We start from the raw sequence: 23116 nt of genomic DNA, 5'->3' as shown, positions 1-23116 counted from the left end.
GCGCCGGAGCTGACCCGGCTCGCGCTCAGCCGGCCTGACCGGCGATGTTGACCATCCAGGTGATGCCGAAGCGGTCCGTACACATGCCGAAGACGTCGCCCCACATCTGCTTGTCCAGTGGCACGGTCACCGTGGCGCCGTCGGACAGCTTCTCCCAGTAGCCGCGCAGCTCCGCGTCGTCGTCGCCGCTGAGGCTGACGGAGATGTTGTTGCCGGGCCGGTGGTCGTCGGTCGGGGTGTCGGCGCCCATCAGGGTGAAGCCGTTGGGGGCCTCCAGCATGCCGTGCATGATCTTGTCGGCCATCGGGGTGTCCTTCTGACCGAACTCGCCGTAGCTGTTGAGCACCAGGGTGCCGCCGAAGACGTCCTTGTAGAACTCCATCGCCTGCCGGGCGTCGCCGGCGAAGGTGATGTAGGGATTGAGACGTGAGGCCATGGATCCTCCAGGAATGGGGCCGGAAGCCGACTGCAAGGAAGGTAGCGCGGGCCACTGACAACGGCCCGCGCACACGACCACATGGCCTACGGCGCACCGCCTACAGGGTGCGCTCCAGCCGGTCCGCCACCAGCTTCACGAACCGCGCGGGGTCCTTCGGCTGACCGCCCTCGGCGAGCACCGCCAGTGTGTGGAGCAGGTCGGCGGACTCGGCGAGCTCGGTGCGGTCCTCGCGCTCCTTGTACGCCTGGTTCAGGCCCTTCACCAGCGGGTGGCCGGGGTTGAGCTCCAGGATCCGCTTGGTGCGCGGCACCTCCTGGCCCATCGCCCGGTACATGTTCTCCAGGGCCGGCGTCAGGTCGTGCGCGTCCGAGACGACACAGGCCGCGGAGACGGTGAGCCGGGCCGACAGGCGCACCTCCTTGATGTCCTCGTCCAGTTGCTCCCGCATCCAGCCGAGCAGAGCGGCGTAGTCCTCGGCCTGCTTCTCGCGCTCCTCGCCGGCCTTCTCGTCGCCCTCGGCCGCCAGGTCGATCTCACCCTTGGTGACGGACCGCAGCCGCTTGCCCTCGTACTCGCCCACGGCGTCGACCCACACCTCGTCGACGGGGTCGGTGAGCAGCAGGACCTCGATGCCCTTGTCGCGGAACGCCTCCATGTGCGGGGAGTTCTCGATGCTCTGCCGGGACTCGCCGGTGATGTAGTAGATGTCGTCCTGGCCGTCCTTCATCCGCTCGGCGTACTGGGCCAGCGTGGTCGGCTCGTCGTCGGCGTGGGTGGTGGCGAAGGACGACACCGCGAGGATGGCGTCGCGGTTCTCGGTGTCGGTGAGCAGGCCCTCCTTCACGACGGTGCCGAACTCCCGCCAGAAGGTGGCGTAGCGTTCGGCGTCCTTGGTCATGAACTCCTTGACCGTGGACAGGACCTTCTTCGTCAGCCGGCGCTGCATCATCCGGATGTGCCGGTCCTGCTGGAGGATCTCGCGGGAGACGTTCAGCGAGAGGTCGGCCGCGTCGACCACGCCCTTGACGAAGCGGAGGTACGGCGGCAGCAGCGCCTCGCAGTCGTCCATGATGAAGACACGCTTCACATAGAGCTGCACGCCACGCTTGAAGTCGCGCGTGAACAGGTCGTGCGGGGCGTGGGAGGGGACGAACAGCAGGGCCTGGTACTCGAAGGTGCCCTCCGCCTGCAGCCGGATCGTCTCCAGCGGCTCGCGCCAGTCGTGGCTGATGTGCTTGTACAGCTCGTGGTACTCGTCGTCGGAGACCTCGCCGCGCGAACGCGCCCACAGGGCCTTCATGGAGTTCAGCGTCTCGGGCTCGGGCGCGGTGACCGCGTCACCTTCACCGTCGCCGTCGCCCGGGGAGGCAGCCTCCGGGACCATCCGGATCGGCCAGGTGATGAAGTCCGAGTACCGCTTGACGATCTCCCTGATCTTCCAGGGCGAGGTGTAGTCATGGAGCTGGTTCTCGGGGTCGGCGGCCTTGAGGTGGAGCGTGACCGACGTGCCCTGCGGCGCGTCGGCGGCCGTCTCCAGCGTGTACGTGGCCTCGCCGCGCGACGTCCAGCGGGTGCCCTGGCTCTCGCCGGCCCGCCGTGTCACCAGCGTCACCTCGTCCGCCGCCATGAAGCCGGAGTAGAAGCCGACGCCGAACTGGCCGATCAGCCCCTCGGCCCCGGCTGCGTCCTTGGCCTCCTTCAGTTCCTGGAGGAAGGTGGCCGTGCCCGAGTTGGCGATGGTGCCGATGAGCTTGCCCACCTCGTCGTACGACATCCCGATGCCGTTGTCCCGCACCGTGAGGGTGCGGGCCTCCTTGTCGACGTCGATCTCGATGTGCAGGTCTGACACGTCGGCGTCGAGGGCGTCGTCCCGCAGTTTCTCCAGGCGCAGCTTGTCGAGCGCGTCGGATGCGTTGGAGACGAGCTCCCGCAGGAAGACATCCTTGTTCGAGTAGACCGAGTGGATCATCAGCTGGAGCAGCTGACGGGCCTCTACCTGGAACTCAAACGTCTCGGTCGGCATGGTTTGCGATTACCTCACAGCTTCTGTCACCGGAACTGGTCGCAGTCACTGTAAGACACGAGGTCAGCGCGGAGTGCCGTGATACGGAACGTAGCGGCGGTTCAGACGAGGTGGGCGAAGACGACCAGATTCGCGGTGTAGTCCTTGACCTGGCGGTCGTAGTCCCCCGCACAGGTGATGAGCCGGACCTGAGCCCGCGCGGTGTCCCGGTACACGCGCTCGCTCGGGAAGGTGTCCTTGTCGAAGGTCTCCGCACTGTCGACCACGAAGGACGCCTTGCGCCCGTCGGCCCGCAGCACCTGGAAGCGGTCCCCCTTCTGCAGCTCGCTGAGGCTCGCGAAGACCGCGGCGGACGTGGCCGTGTCCACGTGGCCGGCGATGATCGACGTGCCCGTCTCACCGGGGGACGCCCCCTTGGCGTACCAGCCGACGAGGTTGGTGTTGTGGGCCGGCGGGGGGTTGAGCCGGCCGGCACTGCCGATGGCGAGGTCGGTGAAGGGCGCGTCGACCGAGATCTTGGGGATGAGCAGCCGCACCGGCCGGGACCGCGCCAGATGCTTGCCCACGGGGCGATGGGCCGGCGAGTCGGACCTGGCCCCGGGTGGGGCGTGGGACTCGGCCTCCCCCGGAGCGTGTGACCCGACCGCCGGCAAGGCCTGCTGCGCACCGCCGCCGTCGGATGCCCCGTCCTGAGCTCCGGGCAGGGTCACCACCAGAACCAGGGCGGCGACCACGCTCCAGAACGTCACCGCGGCCGCGCGCCTTATCCGCCGCGAGGTCGCGGATCCGGTGTCGGAAGGGGCCGGGTCGTTCTCGGGGGACGAGGGACAGCCGGCGGCCATGGGGCACCACCTCACTCGGGAACAGCAGCGGACACAGCAGGACGGAGGATTGCGAGGAGGACAGGGAGGACGACCCGCGGGACCGCCGCGACGCACGGCGCACGTGCGGCGGCCACAGCGGTTATGTCATCGGGCATCGGTCACGCCGCGGATCCGGCGGCCTTCCTGCGACGGATCACGTACATGCCGGCGCCGGCGGCACCGAGCACGGCCAGACCACCCGCGGTGACACCCGACGAGGCGAGCCCGCCACCGCCCGTGTGCATACCGCCGCGCGGCCCGTCGTGGTCGCCACCACCCCACGACTCCTTGTCGTGGTCGCCCCCGTACGAGTCGTTCTCGTGGTCGCCCTTCCTCGAGTCGTCGCCGTGGTCCTCTTCCTTCCACGAGCCCTTGTCGTGGTCGCCGTGTCCCTCGTCCTTGCTGCGGTAGCTGTCCGGGTCGTGCTTCGGGTCCTTGTCGCCGCCCCAGTCGTCACCGTTGGTCACGGCCGCAAGCGCTCCGCCACCGGTGTGCACACCACCGTGCGGCTTCTCGTGCTTGCTCTCCTCGTCGTGCTTGCTCTCCTCGTCGTGCTTGCTCTCCTCGTCGTGCTTGCTCTCCTCGTCGTGCTTGCTCTCCTCGTCGTGCTTGCTGCCCTCGTCGTGCTTGCCCTCCTCGTCCTTGCACTGGTAGCCGTCCGAGTCGCCCTTCTCCTTGTCCCCGTCCCAGTCGTCACCCTTGAACAGGGCCGCAAGCGCTCCGCCGCCCGTGTGGACCCCGCCACGCGGCTCGTCGTGCTTGCTCTCCTTGTCGTGCTCCTTGCTGTAGGAGTTGTCCTCGTGCTTCTTGCCGGAGGACTCCTCCTCGTGCTTCTTGCCGGAGGACTCCTCCTCGTGCTTCTTGCCGGAGGACTCCTCCTCGTGGTCCTTGCTGTGGGAGTCGCTGTCGTGATCCTTGCTGTGGGAGGTGTCTTCCTGGTCCCAGTCGCCCGTCGTGATGGCGTGGGCGGCGGGCGCGATCGCCAGAGCGGCCGTGGCCGTCGCGGTGGCGAGCAGCATGCGGACAGAGCGCATAGTGAGTCCTTCCGTCACGGCCTGGGCGGCTGACGCTTCATCACCACTGGAGCCAGGCCTGACGTGATCCACCGTCAGCCAATCCATCGGGTCGCACCATTCGGAGCGATCACACGGGTTACGACCACACCCCTACGGCCCTATGACGCCGTCCCCCGGGCGCCCGGGGAGCCATGGCCGCCTGCGGAGGTTTGCCCGGGCCACAAGTGGTGAGACGCGTGGGATGCCGAATCACACCGTCACGGCTCCCGCGCCTGCCACGGCCCCGTCACCTGCGCCTTCGAAACAGCGGGACGCCTTCTTCGACAACGCCAAGTACGCGGCGATCGTCCTGGTGGCGGTCGGCCATGCGTGGGAACCGCTGCGGGACGGCAGCCGGACGGTCAGCGCGCTGTACATGCTGGTGTACGCCTTCCACATGCCGGCGTTCATCGTGATCTCCGGATACTTCTCCCGCAGCTTCGACGGCCGCCCGCACCAGCTCAGACGGCTGGTGACCGGTCTCGTCGTCCCGTACGTCGTCTTCGAGACGGCGTACACCCTGTTCACCAGGTGGACGGACCAGGAACCGGGCCGCGCGGTCAGCCTGCTGGACCCGCTGTATCTGACGTGGTTCCTCGCGTCCCTGTTCCTGTGGCGGCTGACCGCACCGCTGTGGCGGCGGGTGCGCATGCCGCTGCCGCTGGCGCTCGCCGTGGCGATGCTGGCCACCCTCTCGCCGTCCATCGGCAACGACCTGGATCTCCAGCGCACCCTGCAGTTCCTGCCGTACTTCGTGCTGGGTCTGCTCCTGCGCCCGGAGCACTTCCGCATGGTGCGCCGCCGCGCGGTGCGGATCGCGGCCGTGCCCGTGTTCGTGGCCGCGTTCGCGGTGGCGTACTGGGCAGTGCCGCGGATGGCCGGAGCCTGGTTCTACCACCGCGACAGCGCCGCGGAGCTGGGCGCGCCGCAGTGGTACGGGGCCGTGATGACGCCGGTGCTGTTCGCCTGCTCGCTGGTCCTGGTGGCCTGCTTCCTCGCCTGGGTGCCCGGTCGGCGGATGTGGTGCACGGTGCTGGGCGTGGGCACGCTGTACGGCTATCTGCTGCACGGGTTCGTAGCCCAGAGCGCCAAGTACTTCGGCTGGTACGACCCCGCCTGGATGCACCGGCCGCTCGGCCCGTTCGTAGTCGGCGTCGTCGCCGCGGTGGTCGTGACCGCGCTGTGCACACCCCCGGTGCGGCGGGCGCTGCGGTTCGTGGTGGAACCGGAGATGCGGTGGCTCTTCCGGCGGGACGCGACGCAGGAGGCCCGCGATCGGGCAGCCGTACCGGGGTGACCGCCCCGGTCAGGTCTCGCACACCAGCCCGGCGATGTGCGCGGTGACCGTGTCGAGGATGCCGGTCCAGGCCGCGTCGTCGCCGAGGACGAGGTAGTTGAGCGTGAGGCCGTCGGTCATGGCGGCCAGATATCGGGCCAGTACCGGGACGGGTACGCGGAGCCGGACGCCCATGGTCTGCCGCAACTGCTCGATGAGCTCGGCGTACGTCTCGGCGTACAGCTCGTACTGGCGGCGTGCCAGGTGCTCGAAGCCGGGCTGGCGCAGGGCGTACTGCGCCAGCTCGTAGGTGAGCATGTGCTCGTCCGGGTGGGCGCGGACGTGGTCCCAGTACGCCTCGAAGCCGGCCCGGACGGTCTCCTCGAGGGTGGCGCGGGGCCGCAGGGCCTGCTTCACCACCGTCACGTAGTGCCCGGTGATGGTGGTGATGACGGACTCGATCAGCTCCTGCTTGGAGTCGAAGCAGTAGTGGAAGACGCTCAGCGAGACGCCTGCCTCGGCGGCGATGGACCGGGTGGTCGTCCTGGGGACGCCGTCCCGGGCCATCGCCCTGATGGCCGCTTCGGTGAGCTGTCGCCGCCGCTCGGCGGACGGCAACCGTGCCATGGAGCCCCTCTCGTGGGTGTCAGCCGCTGTGGACGCCGACTTCGTAGAGGGAATAGCCCCAGTCGGTGCCCCGGTCCAGCCCCTGGACGCGTACGTACCTGGCCGGTGTGCCGCTGAACCGGGTCGTGTCCAGGCCGCCGTCACCGGCTGTCGTGGACCAGGCGGTCTGCCAGTTCACTCCGTCGGTGGACAGCTCGATGCGGTACGACTTCGCGTACGCGCGTTCCCAGTCGAGCGTGACCCGCTTGACGACGCGGGTGGCGCCGAGGTCGACCTTGTACCACTGGTCGTCGTTCCAGTCGCTCGCCCAGCGGGTGCCGCCTTCGCCGTCGACGGCCCGCCCCGGCTGGTAGCTCGTGAACAGGCTCCACTCCGAGGAGCTGGCCGACGTGCTCGCGCCGCGCGCGAGATTGACGCCGGCCTCGTGGTTCTCGGAGGCCGCCCAGGTGTCGAGGTAGGACTCGGCGCCCCGGAAGAGGTCGTCGACGACGTCCTGGCCGCCGACGCGGCGGATGTCCTCGATCCAGTCGGGGACGAGGCCGTAGTGGGCGGCGCCGTCGGTGTTCAGGTCCCAGGTGCGCTGGCCGGTGGTCTGCCGGTCGATGACGGAGCCCCCGTCGACGCTCTTGAACGGGTACGTCACCTTGTTCGGGGCGTCCGCTCCGCGCGGGCCCGGCCAGCCGCCGACGCCGTTCATGTCGGTGCCGTAGCCGTAGCCGACGCCGTACTTGTCGCGCAGGGCCTCCGTGCGCTTGGCCTCGGAGATGAAGCCGTCGGAGCCGTGCATGTACTGGGCGATGAAGCCGCCGAGGCCGTAGACCCGCTCGGTCCAGTCCATGTCCATCCAGCTGTGCGAGGAGAGCACGCCGGGATAGGACGCCGACTCGAAGATGTCGAGCACCCGGCCGGTGGCCTTGACGCTCATGTGGTCGATCTCCAGCATCATCCCGCGGTTCATCATGCCCCGTACGGCGTACTCGCCGAGATTTGTGAGCCCTCTGACGTTGCACTGTGCGTCGGCGCTGTACGAGGGGACCTCCTCGCCCGCCGGGAGCTTCGCCTCGGCTGCGGCTGCCGCCGCGTTGCCGATGGGGTTGTCGTGCTGCGGACCCTTGCAGGTCTCGGTCTTCCAGTAGGTGCCGGTCGACAGGAACTGGCCGACGTTGATGGCCGTTCCGAGCGAGCCGGAGTCGAAGCGGACCCCGCACAGGGCGTTGTCGAACTTGTGGCACAGGAACATGCTGCGCACGCCGAGCGAATGCAGCTCGTCCAGGCCCTTGTCGATGTCCTCCTTGCTGCACTGCGCGATGTCGAGGATCTGCTTGCAGCCGAAGGGCTCGGAGGTCTCCACGCCGAGGATGACCGCCAGCTTGCCCTGTTCGATGACTTCACGGGCCTGCGCGCTGTCGGTGACGACGCGGAACCAGCCCTTGCCGGTGCCGCCGTACATCTTGTCGACGAAGGCCTGCATGTCGTACGTCAGCTTGGCCTGCAGCCGGATGGACGTCATCTCGTCGCAGCTGCGGTCCTTGAAGAAGTACACCGAGCAGATCACGCCGTTGGTGACGAGGTCGTTGACGAGCACGCGCTGGCCGCCGCGCCAGGCCCGCTCGACCCAGGCGTAGTAGTTCTGCTGGTGGGTCAGCGAGTCGTGCGCGGGCCAGTCCTTGAAGGTGGGCCAGCCGTTCGGGTCGTGCTTGCCGTCACCGCCGTTGGTGATGAAGTCGAAGATCGCGAGCGAGCCGTCGGGGTAGTGCTCGGGGCAGTCCTTGAGGGCGTCGGCGACGCCGGCGTCGGAGAACGGCTTTCCGCAGATCAGGCGCCCGCCGAAGGCCTCGTTGGAGAAGATGTGGTCGTGCGCGTCCACGAAGCCGCGCACCTCGCCCTGGGCGTTGGTCCCCTTGAAGGGCTCCCCCGTGACGTTGACCTGGGAGTCCGGCGCCGGCCGTGCGGTCGGGTTCCACCAGTCGGTTCCGGCCGCCGAACTCGGCGCGGGGCCCAGCGCGATGGACAGCACGAGGAGGAGGAGCGACACCACGGTCACGTTCTTGCGTCTGCGGTACGGGCGTCCGGAACTGGTCACAGCCACGTCCCTCGGTCGGCGGGATCGCGCGGTCGACTGGTTGTCATGACCTCGCACAATGTGCGACGAGGATCGCCACTCCTGCTTTACGAGTCAAGAGTCCGGGACAGTTGACCTGATGACGGGCAGTCGGTTCACCCGGGATGTGTGACCCGGATCTTGGACTGGCCGTGCGGGAGTGCCTCCCAGTCCGCCATGAAGCGGGCTCGCAGGCCGTGTTTCCCGGCCAGCGCCAGGAGGGTCTCGGTGCGGTAGTAGAAGTCCTCCCGCAGGACGTGGTGCTCCTGTCCCTCGGTGCGGTCGAAGGTGAAGTCGAACCAGCCGCCTGGCGCGAGCACCCGGCCGACGTTGGCCAGGCACTCCTCGATGACCGGGAGCGGTGAGTGCGAGAAGACGCTGTGGGCGTGCACCACGTCGAAGTGGGCGTCGGGCAGGAAGCGCAGCGTCAGGTCGCGCACCGGGGTCAGTGTGGGCAGCCGCTGCTGCAGACCCATCTCCGCGACGGTGTCCTGGGCGGCGAAGAGGATGTCGGGCGAGATGTCGATGCCGTAGTAGTGGCCGGGCTCCAGATGGCGGATGAACCGCCAGCCTCCTCGCAGGTTGCCGCAGCCGATCTCCAGCATCCGGTGCTCGGGGCGCAGGCCGTGGCCGATGAGGTAGTCGAACTGCATCGCCCCGAGCGCCAGCCATCGCTCGCGGTTGTGGCTTCCGACGGCCGCGTCCGGGTCGGCCCGGGTGTCGGAGCGCATCACGGCCCGGTAGTAGGAGACGTGGTCCGGGTAGCGGCGGCGCAGCCACATGTCCCGGGCGGTGCGGACGAGATGGCGGGGCACGCGGTCCGGGTGGCGCAGGGCGTAGGCGAGACGGTGGCCGAGGGCGGAGCGATTGGCGGTGAGGTTCTTGGCCGGCATGGATGTGCCTCCCTGGGACGCGGTACCACCGAGGATGCGCAACGGGGCCTCACGGCGCCACAGGTGCGGGCAGTGGACGGAGGAGGGCCCCATCGGGTGACGGAGGCGCGGGAGACCGCGTTCGTCGACGAGGTGGCTGCGCACCAACCGCGGCGGGGCCGGAACTCAGCGACCTCTCGCGTGAGGCCGCCGCGAAAGACTGGACCCATGTCACCCCATCCACCATGATGACGCTGCCATGACAAAACAGCCCGGGATGGTGACCGTGCGCGGATCCTTGGTGAGGGCTACTCTCGCCGCCGTACTCCTCCTCGTCCCGCTGGCCTCCCTGCCCGAGGCCGCGGCCGAGCAGCGGCCGGCCGCCGCCGAGACCGTCGTCCCGCCCGCCGCCACGGCGAGCGCGCAGGACTGGACGCCGCCGCTGAGCACACGGGGCCGCTGGATCGTCGACGCGGACGGGGACCGCTTCAAGCTGCGCTCCGGCAACTGGCATGGCGCCAGCGGCACTTGGAACGGCTCGGGCGACCAGGCCGACGACGCGAGCCACCACGCCGGCGAGAACTCCGGCCGGATACCGCTCGGCCTGGACCGCGCCTCGGCGGCCGACATCATCGCCGGGTTCCGCGAGATCGGGATCAACAGCGTCCGGCTCCCCTTCTCCAACGAGATGGTCCACGACAGCCGTCCCGTCACGGACGACTCCGTCGCCGCCAATCCGTCGCTGCGCGGCAGGACTCCGCTGGAGGTGTACGACGCGGTCGTGCGCGACCTCACGGCGGCCGGCCTCGCGGTGATCCTCAACAACCACACCAACACCACGCGTTGGTGCTGCGGAGTCGACGGCAACGAACGCTGGAACGCGAGCCAGTCCACCGGGACCTGGGAGAGCGACTGGCTGTTCATGGCCCGTCGCTACCGGGACAACCCGCGCGTCGTCGGCGCCGACCTCTACAACGAGGTGCGCCGCAACGTGTGGGACGACCCCAACTGGGGCCTCGGCGACGACCACGACTGGTTCGCCGCCTCCCAGCGCGTGGGTGACCGCATTCTGGCGGAGGCCAACCCGAATCTGCTGATCGTCGTCGAGGGCATCAACTGGACCGGCATCCCCGTCGACGGCCTGCCGCACGAGCGCCCCACCCTGGAGCCCGCCCGCCGCCTGTCCCACACCCTCATCGACTCCGGCAAGCTGGTGTACTCCGCCCACTTCTACGACTACACCGGCCCGAACCACAGCGGCGCCACCGGAACGGGCGAGACCAGCGATCCGCGCTACCGCGACCTGAGCCCCAGCGAACTGATCGCGGTGCTCGACCGGCAGGCGTTCTTCGTTGCCGCCGAGCAGGACCAGCACTTCACCGCCCCCGTCTGGATCAGCGAGTTCGGCGTCGGGGGCCGCGACGAGACCGGCCAGAAACCCCGGGCCTGGTTCGAGAACTTCGTGGACCAACTGATCCGCACCGACGCCGACTTCGCGTACTGGCCACTCGTCGGCTGGCACCAGGACCGCAAGGGCAACGGCTGGGCGCTGCTGCACTGGGATGCCGAAGGCCGCCGTATGGGACTGTACGACGGCGACGACTGGCGGGCCGTCGCCTGGACGAGGCTCATCGAGGCCGACGGCCGCACCGGGCCGGTGGCACCGGTCGCCGACTGGTCCATGCTCAGCCCCGACCACGGCGACTTCGTCCAGTCCCGGCGGATGCGCGCCCTGCCCGACTGGGACTCCGGCGCCCGCAAGGCCGTCTGCCCCGACGGACAGCGCCTGCTCGGTCTCGGCCACACCGGCAACCGGGGGCTGTGCTCGGACGCGACGGCCGGCGCCCTGGGGGACCCGGCCGGCGGACACGAGGTGGTGGTGGACGAGCGGCACGTGGCCCCGGGACGGGACTGGGCGTCCGGATACACCAAACTCCAGTGCGCCGAGGGGCAGTTCCTGATCGGCTACAGCGTCCGCGGCTCGGCCGTCTCCGCCGCCCTGTGCGCCCCGGCCCCGGCCGGACGGCTCGGCGCGAGTGGCCGTACGGTCTGGTTCGACCGGGGCGACAACCGGGGGCCGGCCGCCAAGGGCGGCGACTTCGCGCAGGGCCACTACAAGGGCCAGTGCGCGGACGACGAGTACGCGGCCGGCATCGCCTACACCGGCCGGGTCGGGTCGGCCCGGACGCCCGACGCGCTGTACTGCCGCAAACTGGGCTGATCGCCGCAGCCGGGGGATGCTGGAACCCGGATGCGGATCACCTGTGCTCTTGCCGTGCTCGCCGCCGCGAACCTGCTGAACAACTGGCTCGCGCGGAGCCCAGCCATGTACGTGGTCATCTGCGTGGTCGCGACGGCCGTGCTGCTGATGATCGCCCGCTGGGACGGCCTCACCCCGGCCGACCTGGGGCTCGACGCGGCGGGGGTACGCCGGGGGCTGCGGTGGGCTCCCGTCCTGGTGGCGATCGTCGTGCTGGTCCTGCTGGTCCTCCTCGCCGTTCCGGCCGGGCGCGAGGCCTTCCGGGACGGCAGGGCGGCGGACCTGTCCCTCGGGCGGATGCTGTCGGGAGCGCTGGTGCGGGTGCCCTTCGGGACCGTACTGCTGGAGGAGACCGCCTTCCGGGGCGTGCTGTGGGCCATGATCCGGCGCCGGCACGGCACGGCATGGGCCACGAGCGTGTCGTCGCTGCTGTTCGGGGTGTGGCACCTGATGCCGTCCCGTGGCATCAACCGCTCCAACGCCGCCGTCGGGTCCGTCTTCGGGGAAGGTCAGGCCGGCGTGGCACCGACGGTGGCCGCGGCGATCGTCGCCACGGCCGTCGCCGGTGTCGTGCTGTGCGAGCTACGCCGCCGCTCCGGCAGTCTGCTGGCGCCGATGACCCTGCACTGGGCGGTCAACGGCTTCGGTTACGCGTTTGCCTGGGGGGCGGCCCGCTGGTGGCTCGACGGCTGAACGGTCAGAAGTTGATCATGTGTCCGGCGAGGCCGTGCACAGCCTCCTTGACCGCCTCGCCGAGGGTCGGGTGCGCGTGGACGTTACGGGCGACCTCGTGGACCGTGAGGTCCCACTGCTGGGCCAGGGTCAGTTCGGGCAGCAGTTCGGTGACGTCCGGGCCGATGAGGTGGCCGCCGAGCAGCTCGCCGTACTTGGCGTCGCTGATCAGCTTGACGAAGCCGGTCGCGTCGCCGAGGCCGTGCGACTTGCCGTTCGCGGTGAAGGGAACTTCGCCACCTTGACGTCGTGGCCGAGCTCGCGGGCCTGTGCCTCGGTGTAGCCGAAGCTGGCGACCTGCGGCTGGCAGTAGGTGGCCCGCGGGATCATCACATAGTCCAGCTCCATCGTCTCGGCGTCCGCGATGGTCTCGGCGGCGATGATGCCCATGGCCTCGGCGGCGTGCGCGAGCATCAGCTTCGCCGTCACGTCGCCGATGGCGAAGATGTGCGGGACGGACGTACGGCAGCGCCCGTCGACGTCGATCGCGCCGCGCTCGGTGACGGTCACGCCGGTCTTGTCCAGGCCGTAGCCCTCGACGTTCGGCTGGAAGCCGATCGCCTGCAGCACCTTGTCGGCCTCCAGCACCTGCTTGCTGCCGTCCTTGCCGGTGACTGTGACGCGCACCTGCTCGCCGGACTCGTCGACGGCGTCGACGCGGGTGGAGGTGAGTACGTCGATACCCAACTTGCGGTACTGCTTGGCGAGTTCGGCGGAGACCTCGGCGTCCTCCAGCGGGGCCATCCGGTCCAGGAACTCGACGATCGTGACCTTGACGCCGTAGTTGTGGAGCACGTAGGCGAACTCGACGCCGATCGCGCCGGCGCCCGCGATGACGATCGACTGCGGCAGTTCCTCGGCCAGGATCTGCTCCTCGAACGTCACCACCCGCGAACTGCGCCGGGTGCCGGGAAGCAACTTGGGCGTGGCGCCGGTGGCGATGATGCACTGGTCGAAGCCGATGGTGCGGGTCTCACCCTCGTAGCCGGCCACCTGGAGGGTGTGCGGGTCGAGGAAGGTACCGCGGCCGTCGATCTCGGTGATCTTGTTCTTCTTCATCAGGTAGTGGACGCCCTTGACCCGGCCGTCGGCGACCTTGCGGCTGCGGCGGAACGCCTCGCCGAAGTCGAAGCTGACCTGCCCGTCCACCTTGATGCCGAAGGTCTTCGCCTCGCGCGTGAAGATGTGCGCCAGTTCGGCGTTGCGCAGCAGGGCCTTGCTGGGGATACAGCCCACGTTCAGACAGACGCCGCCCCAGTACTTCTCCTCCACGACCGCCACCCGCTTGCCCAGCTGGGCGGCGCGGATCGCGGCGACGTAGCCGCCGGGGCCCGCTCCGAGGACCACGACATCGAAGCGCTCGTCCTGCTCGACCATGGAGAGTTCCTTCCTGAGTACGACGTCCTGCTCTGCTGGTGCCGGCCTCGCCGGGCGAGGGCGTACGGCTTCTTCCAGCATGACCGCATCCACGGGGTTGTGTGGTGATGCGGGAGGGTGACGACGATCTCAGGGGAGGCGCACTCGGGCGGTCAGGTCAGTTCCCCGTGCCGAGGCACAGGAGGTTGAGCACGCAGAGCTGCGCCGGCGAGGTCGCTTCCGGTGCGGGGCTCGTGGGCGACGTGGAGGTTCCGGAGTCGGAGCCCTCGGTCGGCGTCGGGGCCGGCGTCTGCTGCCCGGCCTCGGAGCCGCCATTGTCGCCGCTGCCGCCGGAGTTCCCTCGTCCGGGATTGTCGGAGGCGGTCTGCGACTGCGGGGCCGAGGTCGCCGTGGGACTTGGAGTGGTGGCCACGTCCGGTCGGGTGAAGTCCCGGGTGGTGCGCGGGGCCGTGACGGACTCGCGGGCGGCGTTGGTCGGGGACGGCTTCGACGTGGCCGTGTCGGTGCGCGGGGCGTCGGGGGTGTCCGGCGGAGTGGACGCCGGGCGGGTGAGCTCCGTGTGCTGCTGCTCCGGGAGGCCCACGTTCGGGCGTTCCGGCGCGGTGGCTGCCTGGGCCTTGTCGCCTGCTCCACGGTCCAGCGCCGAGACGGTCAGGCCGCCGCCGACCAGCGCGACGGCGGTCGCGACCACGGCCCGGCGCTGGTTCTTCTTCCAGCGGGCCCGCTGCCGGCGCCGCGCCGCCCGGCCCTCGGGGACGGCCGGTATGCCGTCCCCGTCACCGGGCGGGGCTGCGGGCGCCGTCTCGTGCGCGTCGGCCGACGGTGTCTCGTCACGGAAGTAGCCGTCGTACCAGGTGTCGACCGCAGGCCTCTCCCGCGTCACCGCGCCCGGCGCCGCCGACACGGTGCGCCCCCCTGCCGTGGCGGGAGCGATGTCCGGGGCGTAGGCGCCGCATCCGGGGCACACGAGGGCCCCGTTGAGATGCCGGCGGCACGAGGAGCAGTAGTCCATCTGCGGTCTTCCTGGGTTGACTGCGCCATCGGCTCTGCTCGGCCGCGGCCTGGTCACGTCTGCACGTGGGGTCGAACGGCCAGAACGCTAACGATCCTTTCAAAAGGCTGTGTGCATCCCGAGTGATACTCCTGCGCAGATCTTTCACGAAGTGTGTGTGTGCCGTGACCTCCTCAGAGGTCACAGCACCCCTCGCGACGCATGTGACGGCTCACCTCCAGCCAGTCGTCCGCCGCTTGGTGCTCAGTGGCGGTGCCGAAGGCGTCCACCAGGTCCGCCTGCTCGAACAGGACGCCGCCGCGCAGGGCCGCCACCGTGCGGATCAGCGTGGCGAAGTCGGTGAACGGGTCGCCGTCCACGACGGTCAGATCGGCGAGCTTGCCCTCCTCCACCGTGCCCAGGTCGGCGTCGGCGCCGAAGACCCGCGCGGGCAGCAGGGTCGCGGTGCGCAGCGCCTCGGCCGGTGACATGCCGGCGCGATGCAGGGCGCGCAGGGCCAGGTGCAGATGCAGGCCTACCGGGACGATGGGCTGGTCGGTGCCGAGCGCGATCAGGCCGCCGTGTGCGAGGACACGCCGGTAGATGTCCATCTCCCGCCCCAGCGTGGCCAGTTGGGCTTCGCTGGGCGGCTGCCCGGCCTGCTGCCGGACGAGCGCGCCGTCCCAGGGCGGCATGAGGGTGGTGACACGCGGGTCGTCCGCCAGCGCGGAGTCGGCACCCAGCAGGGCCAGTGCCGTGAACGGCGTGGCGACGAGGTGGAAGTCGGTCGCGGTGTAGATCTCCTCGACGTCCTGGTAGGCCTGGCCCGTCGCGGACGTAGCGTGGCCGAACTCCAGCCGTTGCGTCGCCTGCAAATGGGTCGTCAGGTCCTGGCCCAGCTGCACACCGGGGCTGCACAGGTGACTGCCGCTGCGCACCCCGAGTCGCTCGTGCCCGAAGTCCGCGGCTTCCCTCATCACCCACCCCGGAGCCCGGACGTACGTCTTCACGAAGTCCCAGTCCAGCGCGGCACCCCGCGCCAGCGACCGCTGCAGGCCCTCGCGGGTGCGGTGGGCTCGGCCCATGCTGTAGGCGACCCGCGCCCCGTCGAGCAGCTCACCGGTGGTCAGCAGCCGGGGCCCGGCGAGGACACCGGCGGCGACCGCCTCCCGGATGCGGGCCTGTTCGTAGGCGAAGCCGCCCAGCGAGACGGCCGTCGTGATGCCGTACGCGAGTTGCAGCGCGGTCTGCCGGCCGCCGTACGTGGTCTGCCAGGGGTGGGTGTGCGCGTCCCACAGGCCCGGGATCACGGTGCGGTCGCTCGCGTCGACGCGACGTTCGGCCGGGCGGCCGGCGCGGTGCGGGGACACGGCCGCGACACGGCCGTCACGGATCACGACGTCGACGTTCTCGCGGACGTCCGTTCCGGTTCCGTCCCAGAGGCGGCCCGCGTGCACCACCGTGTCCGCCGGGCGCGGCCTGCGGTAGTCGAGCGGGACGCGGACGGTACGGGTTCTGCCGCCGCGGATGTCGGTCAGGCGCAGGATGCCCGCGGAGAGGTAGAGCAGGGTGCGGGCGTCGGCGGACCAGGAGGGGTGGTCGGCCGGTTCGGTGGTGAGCCGGCGCGGCTCGCCGTCCGGGGTGCCGTCGGCGCGGACCGGCAGCAGCCACAGCGCCGACTCCGCCACCACGGCCATCCAGCGGCCGTCCGGCGACCAGACGGGCCCGGAGTCGTAGCGGTCGGAGAGCGAGGTGTGCGGGGCGAGGGCGTGCAGGGCTGCCGTTCCGGTGGCCGTGTCGACGACGCGGATCAGGTTGTAGCCCTCACGGAACCGCTGGTTGAGACGGTTCCGGTCGCACAGCGCCACATACCGTCCGTCGGGTGACCAACTGGGTCGGCCGGGCAGCCCGCCCGCTCCCAGCGGGGCGGCGAGGACGCGTTCGGCCCCTTCGGGCAGGTCGCGCACCACGAGGTTGCCGGACATGTCCAGACAGGCCAGCCGCGTCCCGTCGGGCGAGAGGGCGGGGAAGACGCGCCCACCCTCCGCGAGAACGGTCTCCGCACCGGAGCGGAGGTCCCGGCGCCGTACGGCGAACAGTCCGTCGCGGTCGTCGGCGTACACCAGCGCCGTGCCGTCGGGCGTCCAGGTCGGCGCCAGCACATAACGGGTGGCGGGGACTTGCAGGACCTTGCGGGGTGCTCGGCCGCCTGTCGTTCCGGCGGTCCACAGCGCGTTGAGCGCGGCGAACGCGACGCTACGGCCGTCCGGCGACAGGGCGGGCAGGTGCAGTGCGCGGACGGGACGGGCGCCGGCGCCCTCGAAGTCGTACGCCTTGCCCCGGTAGCGGGGCCGGTCCACGGGCCGCGGGGCGGTGAACGGGATCGCCTCGCCGTCGCCCGGCGCGTCCGGGTCGATCAGGCGGAAGTGTCCGTCGACGTTGAGGAGCAGTCGGTCGGCGTCCGTCCAGCGAGGCGGTGCGGGGAGGACGTCGCCCTGCACGGCGACCGGTGTGCCGTCCACGACGAGGGTGCACGACGCGGCAGGTGAGGCCGTGGTGCGCAGGTGGGCCAGGCGCCCGCTGGGCGACACGGCGGGCGTCATGACCTGGGCGCCGGAGTCATCGGTGTGCTCGGTGGCGACCGGGCCGGTGCCGTCGGCGGCCACCGACGCGATCATGGTCGCGCGGAGGGTGCCGGCCTCGGTGACGACGGCCCGCACGAACAGCACCCGCTGCCCGTCGGGCGACCACGTGGGGTCGAAGTCCTCCCAGCGGGCGTCCTGCCCGGGACCCGGCTGCTCGGGTCGCCCGGTGAGCCGGGTCAGCGTGCCCGTGCGCACGTCCACGGTCCAGATGCGGTACGGAGATCCGGTCACCGTGTCGCCGCCGCGCTCGGAAGCGAACGCGATCCGGGAGCCGTCCGGCGACCAGGCCGGGCCCCGGTCGTCCCAGTGCCCGTCGGTGAGTTGCCGCAGCCCTGTGCCGTCGGGCCGCAGCGTCCAGAGGTGGAAGCCGCCGCCGCGGTAGGCGCAGACGACGAGGCGGCTGCCGTCGGGCGAGAACTGCGGGCGCGTGGGTTCGAGGCCGGGCGGGGTGAGCGGGACGGCGGTGCCGCCCTTCCTCGGGATGGACCAGAGCACGTTCTGCACCTCGGCGACCAGCCGGTCCCCGGCCGGGGCGAGGGTCGCGGAACCGCCCGTGGCGGCGGTGAAGGAGAGCGTGGTCGCGGCGGAGGCGGCGGCCACGGCCGGCGTACTCGTGGCGGGGAGAGCAGAACCGGTGACGGCTGCCGTGGCGGTCGCGGTGGCCTGGAGGAATCTGCGGCGGGAGAGCGGGCCGAGGCGGCGGGCGGCTGCGGTGTCTTCGGGGTCCAAGAGAGCTCCCAGGGCGCGGAATTGGGGTACCGGACAGGAGAGACCACTGGTGGCAACGTACGGGGCGTGTCCCGGTTACGGACCCGCCCCGGCGTTTCTCGGCCGTTTTCGGCCACCCGAGCCGGGCGGCACCCACCCCGCCATGCGGCCGCGCACCGCGCCTGGGAACAGGGGTGGGTCTGATCCGTCGACTCCTGACGGGGCTTCACGGCGCTCCTGGCGCCCGCCTTCTCGGTACGGCGCCAGATCCGGATGCGGCGGCCGCGAGGAGGCGGCGGAAGGTGGGGCATTCCAGGTGGCTCGGCGCGGGGCAGGACGCCGCGTGCTGCAGGGAGTCCCGCAGGACGCCCAGTTCGCGGATCCTGGAGTCCAGCTCCTCCGCCTTCGCCGAGAGCATCTGCCGGTCGATGCTCGGCTGCCCATCCGGCGTGAACATGCGTGCGATCTCGTCGAGCGAGAACCCGGCGGTGCGCCCCAGCGCGATCAGCGCCAGGCGTTCCAGTACGCCAGAATCGTACTGTCGGCGCAGGCCCCGCCTGCCGGTCGGGGCGATCAGCCCCTTTTCCTCGTAGAACCGCAGCGTCGAGGCGGGAACCCCGGCGCGCTGCGCCACCTCGGCGATGTCCAGGTCCGTCATCCGCTTGACCTCAAGTCGACTTGAAGTAGCACGCTGTCACCCCGGCCCGACGAACGCAAGCACAGGAGGCGATATGGACGACAGGCGCAGGTCCGACGACGAACAGGCGGCCCGTTGGAGCGGGGCCAGTGGCAACGCCTGGGTCGACACGCAGGCGTTGTTGGACGACATGCTCCGGCCGTTCGAAGAGCTGCTCATCGAGGCGATGCCCGCCGGGCGGACGGGGCAGGTGCTCGACGTCGGCTGCGGTACGGGCGGCACGACGGTGGCCGTGGCGCGGCGGCTCGGTCCGGCGGGCCGGTGCGTCGGCCTCGACATTTCCGAACCGATGATCACCGCCGCCAGGGCGCGCGCCGAGCGGGAGGACACGCCCGTGTCCTTCATCCGGGCCGACGCGCAGGAGCACGCCTTCGAACCCGCCACGTTCGACACCGTCATCTCCCGCTTCGGCGTCATGTTCTTCAACGACCCCGTCCGGGCCTTCGCGAACCTGCGGGGCGCCGCCAGGGACGGAGCCGCGCTGCGGTTCATCGTCTGGCGCGGCCCCGCCGAGAATCCGTTCATGACGACGGCCGAGCGCGCCGCGGCGCCGCTCCTGCCGAACCTCCCCGTCCGCCGGCCGGACGAGCCGGGGCAGTTCGCCTTCGCCGACGCGGACAGGGTCCGTCGCATCCTGACGGAGAGCGGGTGGTCCGGCATCGACATCCGGCCGGTCGACGTGCCCTGCACGCTGCCCGAGCGGGAGCTGATCCGGTACTTCACCCGCCTCGGTCCGGTCGGGCGGGTGCTGCCCGAGGCGGACGAAGAGACCCGCGCACGGGTCGTCGAGACCGTTCGCGCCGCCTTCGACAGCTTTGTGCAGGGCACGGAGGTCCGTTTCACGTCGGCCTGTTGGCTGGTCGGCGCCCGAGCGACGTCCGCTTCCTCCCCGTCGGCCTCGCCCGCCTCGTCGTAGCGAAACTTTCGCAGAATCCGGCGACTCTTTCCGAGGAGCAGGAGCCCGGCGCATAGTGGTGACGCTGTTCTCCGGCCTCACGAAGGGACGAGATGACGCGGAAGAAGGCCCTGGTGGTCCGAGGCGGCTGGGAGGGGCACGACCCGGTCCGGGCCACGGAGTTGTTCCTGCCCTTCCTGCGGAGCAACGGCTACGTCGTCCGGATCGAGGAGTCGACCGACGTCTACGCCGACGCCGCCGAGATGGCCGGCACCGATCTCGTCGTGCAGTGCGTCACGATGTCGCAGATCGGTGCCGAGCAGCTGGCGGGACTGAGCGCGGCGGTAGTGGCCGGCACCGGCTTCACCGGCTGGCACGGCGGCATCGCCGACTCGTTTCGCGCCTCCTCCGACTATCTCCATCTGGTGGGCGGGCAGTTCGCGACCCATCCGGGCAAGGAGCCGTGTGAACGCCGGGGAGTCCAGGAGGACAACTACCTGCCGCACGTCGTCAACATCACGGAGCTGGGCCGCGAGCACCCCGTCACGGCCGGCATCGAGGACTTCGAACTGCACACCGAGCAGTACTGGGTGCTCCACGACGACCTGATCGACGTCCTGGCCACCACCACCCACCCCGTCCGGCCGTGGCAGCCGTGGCCCCGCCCCGTCACCTCGCCGGCGGTCTGGGCCCGGCAGTGGGGCGCCGGGCGCGTCCTGGTGACGACGCCGGGGCACAGCCTCGACGTGCTGGAGAACCCGAACGTCCGCACCGTCATCGAGAGGGGCATGCTGTGGGCGACGCGCACCGCGTCGGCGTCGTAGGTCTCGGCGTCATCTCCCGCGCCTACCTGGACACGCTCGTCGGCCATCCGGCCGTGCGCGTCACCGCGGTCGCCGACCTCGACGCCGCCCGGTCCACGGCGGTCGCCGCCGAGGTCCCCGGCGTCGAGGCGCTGACCGTCGAGGAGTTGCTGAGCAGCCCCGACGTGGACACCGTGCTGAACCTCACCGTTCCCGCGGCGCACGCCGAGATCGCCCTCGGCGCCATCGGCCACGGGAAGAACGTCTACGGGGAGAAGCCGCTGGCCGCCGGCCTCGCCGAGGCGCACACCGTGATGGCGGCCGCCGCGAAGGCGGGGTCGGTGTCGGGTGCGCGCCGGACACGGTCCTGGGCACCGGCATCCAGACGGCGCGCGTGGCCGTCGCGGCGGGCCGCATCGGACGCCCCCAGTTCGCCACCGCCGTCATGGTCACGCCGGGGCACGAACGCTGGCATCCTCACCCCGACTTCTACTACACGGCCGGGGTGGCCCCCTGCTGGACATGGGGCCGTACTACCTCTCGTCCCTGGTCCATCTGCTGGGCCCCGTCCGTGCCGTGATCGGGGCGGCCGGCCGGCTGCGTGCCGAGCGCGTCATCGGTTCGGGCCCGCGCGCGGGTGAGCGGATACCGGTGGAGGTGGACAGTCATGTCTCCGGTGTGCTGGAGCATGTCGGCGGCACCCTGACGACGATCACGACGAGCTTCGACGGCGTGGCCACGACCGCGGCTCCGATCGAGGTCCACGGCGAGACGGGGACCCTCGCGGTTCCGGACCCGAACCGCTTCGACGGTGAGGTGCGGCTCTTCGAACTCGGCGTCACACAGTGGCGCACCCTCCCGCCCTCGGCGGGCTACGTCGACGGCGCCCGGGGCGTCGGCCTGCTCGACTTCGTCGCCGGGGACGGGCGGCGGGCTCCCCGCGCGAACGGCGAACTCGCCCTGCACGTGCTGGAGACGATGAGCGCCCTGCTCCGTTCGTCGGCCGAGGGGCGCCGCATCGAGCTGGCGACCTCGGTGGAGCCCCCGGTTCCTGTTCCGCTGACGGCCGCGGAGGAGTGGAGAGGCGCAATGAGGGACGCCGGCTGACCCGAGTCGCGGTGCGCGGCAGGGGTCAGTCCACGGGCCACGTGTGCGCGGCGGCGTTGAGGTGCATGTAGTCCATGTACGCCGTGGTCATCTGCCGCAGGGCCTCCTTCCGGTCCGACACGCCCGCCTTCTCCAGCTGGTGGACCGTCTCCGCCTGCCACAGCGCGCCGTTGCGTGCCGTGATGCAGCGCTGCTCGATGATGCCCAGCAGGGGTTCGCGCCAGGCCGCGTCCAGCCCGGCCAGCTCCAGGCCACGATGGGCCAGAGGCAGCAAGCGCCGCAACACCAGTTCCGCGACCGGCACTTCGCCCATGCCGGGCCAGTACAGGCGGGCGTCGATGCCGTCGCGGGCCGCGGTGTGCAGGTTCTCCTCGGCGACCGAGAACGACATCCGCGTCCAGATCGGCCGGTCCTCGTCGACGAGGGCGCGGGTCAGGCCGTAGTAGAAGGCGCCGTTGGCGATGATGTCGGCCACCGTGGGCCCGGCCGGCAGGACCCGGTTCTCGATGCGCAGATGCGGACCGCTGTCGGTGACGGCGTAGATCGGACGGTTCCAGCGGTAGATCGTGCCGTTGTGCAGGGTGAGTTCGCCCAGTTCCGGAGCACCGCCGTCGTTGAGTGCGTCCTGCGGGTCCTCGTCGTCGCACAGCGGCAGGAGCGCCGGGAAGTAGCGCACGTTCTCCTCGAACAGGTCGAAGACGCTGGTGATCCAGCGCTCCCCGAACCACACCCGGGGTCGCACGCCCTGAGCCTTGATCTCCTGCGGGCGGGTGTCGGTGGCCTGTTCGAACAGGGGGATACGGGTCTCCCGCCACAGCTCCCGGCCGAAGAGGTAGGGGGAGTTCGCCGCCAGGGCGATCTGCACGCCGGCGACGGCCTGGGCCGCGTTCCAGTAGGCCGCGAACTCCTTGGGTGCGACCTGGAGGTGGAACTGGGTGCTGGTGCAGGCGGCTTCGGGGGTGATGGTGTCGGCATAGGTCGCCAGGCGCTCCACACCGTCCACCGTGATCCGCAGGTCCTCGCCGCGAGCCGCGAAGATCTGCTCGTTGAGCAGCTGGTACCGCGGGTCACCGGACAGCGCCCGCTCGCCGACGTCCGTCTCCCCCAGGGTCGGCAGAATGCCGACCATGATCAGGTGGGCACCCACGGCCGAGGCGCGGTCCTCGGCGTGGTTGAGCGCGTCACGGATCGCCTGCTCCCAGGCGCCGGGGCCACCGGTGGTCAGCTCCCTGGGCGGAATGTTGATCTCCAGATTGAAGCGGCCCAGCTCGCTCGACCAGGCGGGGTCGGCGATCGCCTGGAGCACATCGGTGTTACGCATCGCCGGCAGTCCGTCGTCGTCCACCAGGTTGAGCTCGATCTCCAGCCCGACCTGGGGCCGCTCGCTCTCGAAGGTCGACTCGCGCAGCATCTGCGCCAGCACATCGAGGCAGGTGTGCATCTTCTCCCGGTACCGACGGCGATCCTCCCGCGTGAACACCAGGGCCGGCACGTCACGTCCCATGCGCCCTCCCGAGTTCCCTCGGCGGATACCTCTGGTCATAGCGTCGCACTTCGGGCGGCAGCGGGACAGTCAGGGCACCGACCTGGTCCGGTCCCCTCTCCCGGTCCCCTCTTGTCGTCACCCCCGTCCCCGCTTAGCCTG

General features: G+C 70.7%; 16 protein-coding genes and 2 pseudogenes. 6 read left to right on the top strand and 12 right to left on the bottom strand.

The annotated features are described in order from the left end of the window. Positions 1–25: 25 nt before the first annotated feature. The 4 genes from OHO27_RS38215 to OHO27_RS38200 form a co-directional block, all read right to left on the bottom strand. Positions 26–436, bottom strand: coding sequence for a VOC family protein (locus tag OHO27_RS38215; RefSeq protein WP_328429504.1), 411 nt, complete (start codon positions 434–436; stop codon positions 26–28). A 100-nt stretch (positions 437–536) separates the two neighbouring features. Then, a complete protein-coding gene (gene htpG, locus OHO27_RS38210) occupies positions 537–2462 on the bottom strand; it encodes a molecular chaperone HtpG (protein ID WP_328429503.1) in 1926 nt (641 codons plus the stop codon). Between the two features lie 101 nt (positions 2463–2563). Continuing rightward, positions 2564–3304, bottom strand: a complete 741-nt coding sequence (locus OHO27_RS38205) for a class F sortase (protein WP_328429502.1) — start codon at positions 3302–3304, stop codon at positions 2564–2566. A gap of 140 nt (positions 3305–3444) precedes the next feature. Beyond that, on the bottom strand, positions 3445–4359 hold the full coding sequence (locus tag OHO27_RS38200) for a hypothetical protein (RefSeq protein ID WP_328429501.1): 915 nt from the start codon (positions 4357–4359) through the stop codon (positions 3445–3447). A gap of 223 nt (positions 4360–4582) precedes the next feature. On the opposite strand from OHO27_RS38200, the gene OHO27_RS38195 reads away from it, so the two are divergent. Next, on the top strand, positions 4583–5677 hold the full coding sequence (locus OHO27_RS38195) for an acyltransferase family protein (protein WP_328429500.1): 1095 nt from the start codon (positions 4583–4585) through the stop codon (positions 5675–5677). A gap of 9 nt (positions 5678–5686) precedes the next feature. On the opposite strand, the gene OHO27_RS38190 is transcribed toward OHO27_RS38195, so the two are convergent. The 3 genes from OHO27_RS38190 to OHO27_RS38180 all read right to left on the bottom strand — a co-directional run bounded on the left by OHO27_RS38190 (position 5687) and on the right by OHO27_RS38180 (position 9277). After that, entirely contained in the window at positions 5687–6283 is a 597-nt protein-coding gene (locus tag OHO27_RS38190) for a TetR/AcrR family transcriptional regulator (protein ID WP_328429499.1), read from the bottom strand. 19 nt (positions 6284–6302) lie between these two features. Then, positions 6303–8366: a galactose-binding domain-containing protein gene (locus OHO27_RS38185; protein ID WP_328429498.1), complete on the bottom strand. Its 2064-nt coding sequence runs from the start codon at positions 8364–8366 to the stop codon at positions 6303–6305. 134 nt (positions 8367–8500) lie between these two features. After that, positions 8501–9277, bottom strand: coding sequence for a class I SAM-dependent methyltransferase (locus OHO27_RS38180; RefSeq protein ID WP_328429497.1), 777 nt, complete (start codon positions 9275–9277; stop codon positions 8501–8503). A 256-nt stretch (positions 9278–9533) separates the two neighbouring features. On the opposite strand from OHO27_RS38180, the gene OHO27_RS38175 reads away from it, so the two are divergent. After that, positions 9534–11477 carry a glycoside hydrolase family 5 protein gene (locus OHO27_RS38175; RefSeq protein WP_328430671.1) on the top strand — a complete coding sequence of 648 codons (1944 nt, stop codon included), beginning with the start codon at positions 9534–9536 and terminating at the stop codon, positions 11475–11477. Positions 11478–11507: 30 nt separating this feature from the next. Next, positions 11508–12209, top strand: a complete 702-nt coding sequence (locus OHO27_RS38170; RefSeq protein WP_328429496.1) for a CPBP family intramembrane glutamic endopeptidase — start codon at positions 11508–11510, stop codon at positions 12207–12209. 4 nt (positions 12210–12213) lie between these two features. Here OHO27_RS38170 and lpdA read toward each other — a convergent pair. The 4 genes and pseudogenes from lpdA to OHO27_RS38150 all read right to left on the bottom strand — a co-directional run bounded on the left by lpdA (position 12214) and on the right by OHO27_RS38150 (position 18627). Next, positions 12214–13625: pseudogene (lpdA, locus tag OHO27_RS38165) on the bottom strand (dihydrolipoyl dehydrogenase). A gap of 157 nt (positions 13626–13782) precedes the next feature. Beyond that, positions 13783–14637 carry an SCO2400 family protein gene (locus OHO27_RS38160; RefSeq protein WP_328429495.1) on the bottom strand — a complete coding sequence of 285 codons (855 nt, stop codon included), beginning with the start codon at positions 14635–14637 and terminating at the stop codon, positions 13783–13785. Between the two features lie 173 nt (positions 14638–14810). Continuing rightward, positions 14811–17990 carry an amidohydrolase family protein gene (locus OHO27_RS38155; protein ID WP_328429494.1) on the bottom strand — a complete coding sequence of 1060 codons (3180 nt, stop codon included), beginning with the start codon at positions 17988–17990 and terminating at the stop codon, positions 14811–14813. Positions 17991–18195: 205 nt separating this feature from the next. Further along, complete coding sequence (locus tag OHO27_RS38150) at positions 18196–18627, bottom strand: helix-turn-helix domain-containing protein (protein ID WP_328429493.1); 432 nt, start codon at positions 18625–18627, stop codon at positions 18196–18198. Between the two features lie 73 nt (positions 18628–18700). Here OHO27_RS38150 and OHO27_RS38145 point away from each other — a divergent pair, with 73 nt between their 5' ends. From OHO27_RS38145 to OHO27_RS38135, 3 genes and pseudogenes are all read left to right on the top strand, one after another. Continuing rightward, a complete protein-coding gene (locus OHO27_RS38145; RefSeq protein WP_328429492.1) occupies positions 18701–19582 on the top strand; it encodes a class I SAM-dependent methyltransferase in 882 nt (293 codons plus the stop codon). A gap of 92 nt (positions 19583–19674) precedes the next feature. Further along, positions 19675–20385, top strand: coding sequence for a ThuA domain-containing protein (locus OHO27_RS38140; RefSeq protein ID WP_328429491.1), 711 nt, complete (start codon positions 19675–19677; stop codon positions 20383–20385). Then, positions 20355–21471: pseudogene (locus OHO27_RS38135) on the top strand (Gfo/Idh/MocA family protein). The gene OHO27_RS38140 and the pseudogene OHO27_RS38135 overlap by 31 nt, the downstream one beginning before the upstream one ends. A 25-nt stretch (positions 21472–21496) precedes the next feature. Here OHO27_RS38135 and OHO27_RS38130 read toward each other — a convergent pair. After that, the gene (locus OHO27_RS38130; RefSeq protein WP_328429490.1) at positions 21497–22975 is read right to left on the bottom strand and encodes a glutamate--cysteine ligase; all 1479 of its coding nucleotides are present in this window, start codon (positions 22973–22975) and stop codon (positions 21497–21499) included. Between the last annotated feature and the right edge of the window lie 141 nt (positions 22976–23116).

The sequence above is a fragment of the Streptomyces sp. NBC_00443 genome, from assembly GCF_036014175.1.
Classification (GTDB): Bacteria; Actinomycetota; Actinomycetes; order Streptomycetales; family Streptomycetaceae; genus Streptomyces.
This window is presented reverse-complemented; position numbering and strand designations above follow the sequence as displayed.

Coding starts and splice junctions, on each gene's coding strand:
- OHO27_RS38215 (WP_328429504.1), bottom strand. CDS start 436: ATGGCCTCACGTCTCAATCCCTACATCACCTTCGCCGGCGACGCCCGG.
- htpG (WP_328429503.1), bottom strand. CDS start 2,462: ATGCCGACCGAGACGTTTGAGTTCCAGGTAGAGGCCCGTCAGCTGCTC.
- OHO27_RS38205 (WP_328429502.1), bottom strand. CDS start 3,304: ATGGCCGCCGGCTGTCCCTCGTCCCCCGAGAACGACCCGGCCCCTTCC.
- OHO27_RS38200 (WP_328429501.1), bottom strand. CDS start 4,359: ATGCGCTCTGTCCGCATGCTGCTCGCCACCGCGACGGCCACGGCCGCT.
- OHO27_RS38195 (WP_328429500.1), top strand. CDS start 4,583: ATGCCGAATCACACCGTCACGGCTCCCGCGCCTGCCACGGCCCCGTCA.
- OHO27_RS38190 (WP_328429499.1), bottom strand. CDS start 6,283: ATGGCACGGTTGCCGTCCGCCGAGCGGCGGCGACAGCTCACCGAAGCG.
- OHO27_RS38180 (WP_328429497.1), bottom strand. CDS start 9,277: ATGCCGGCCAAGAACCTCACCGCCAATCGCTCCGCCCTCGGCCACCGT.
- OHO27_RS38175 (WP_328430671.1), top strand. CDS start 9,534: ATGGTGACCGTGCGCGGATCCTTGGTGAGGGCTACTCTCGCCGCCGTA.
- OHO27_RS38170 (WP_328429496.1), top strand. CDS start 11,508: ATGCGGATCACCTGTGCTCTTGCCGTGCTCGCCGCCGCGAACCTGCTG.
- OHO27_RS38160 (WP_328429495.1), bottom strand. CDS start 14,637: ATGGACTACTGCTCCTCGTGCCGCCGGCATCTCAACGGGGCCCTCGTG.
- OHO27_RS38150 (WP_328429493.1), bottom strand. CDS start 18,627: ATGACGGACCTGGACATCGCCGAGGTGGCGCAGCGCGCCGGGGTTCCC.
- OHO27_RS38145 (WP_328429492.1), top strand. CDS start 18,701: ATGGACGACAGGCGCAGGTCCGACGACGAACAGGCGGCCCGTTGGAGC.
- OHO27_RS38140 (WP_328429491.1), top strand. CDS start 19,675: ATGACGCGGAAGAAGGCCCTGGTGGTCCGAGGCGGCTGGGAGGGGCAC.
- OHO27_RS38130 (WP_328429490.1), bottom strand. CDS start 22,975: ATGGGACGTGACGTGCCGGCCCTGGTGTTCACGCGGGAGGATCGCCGT.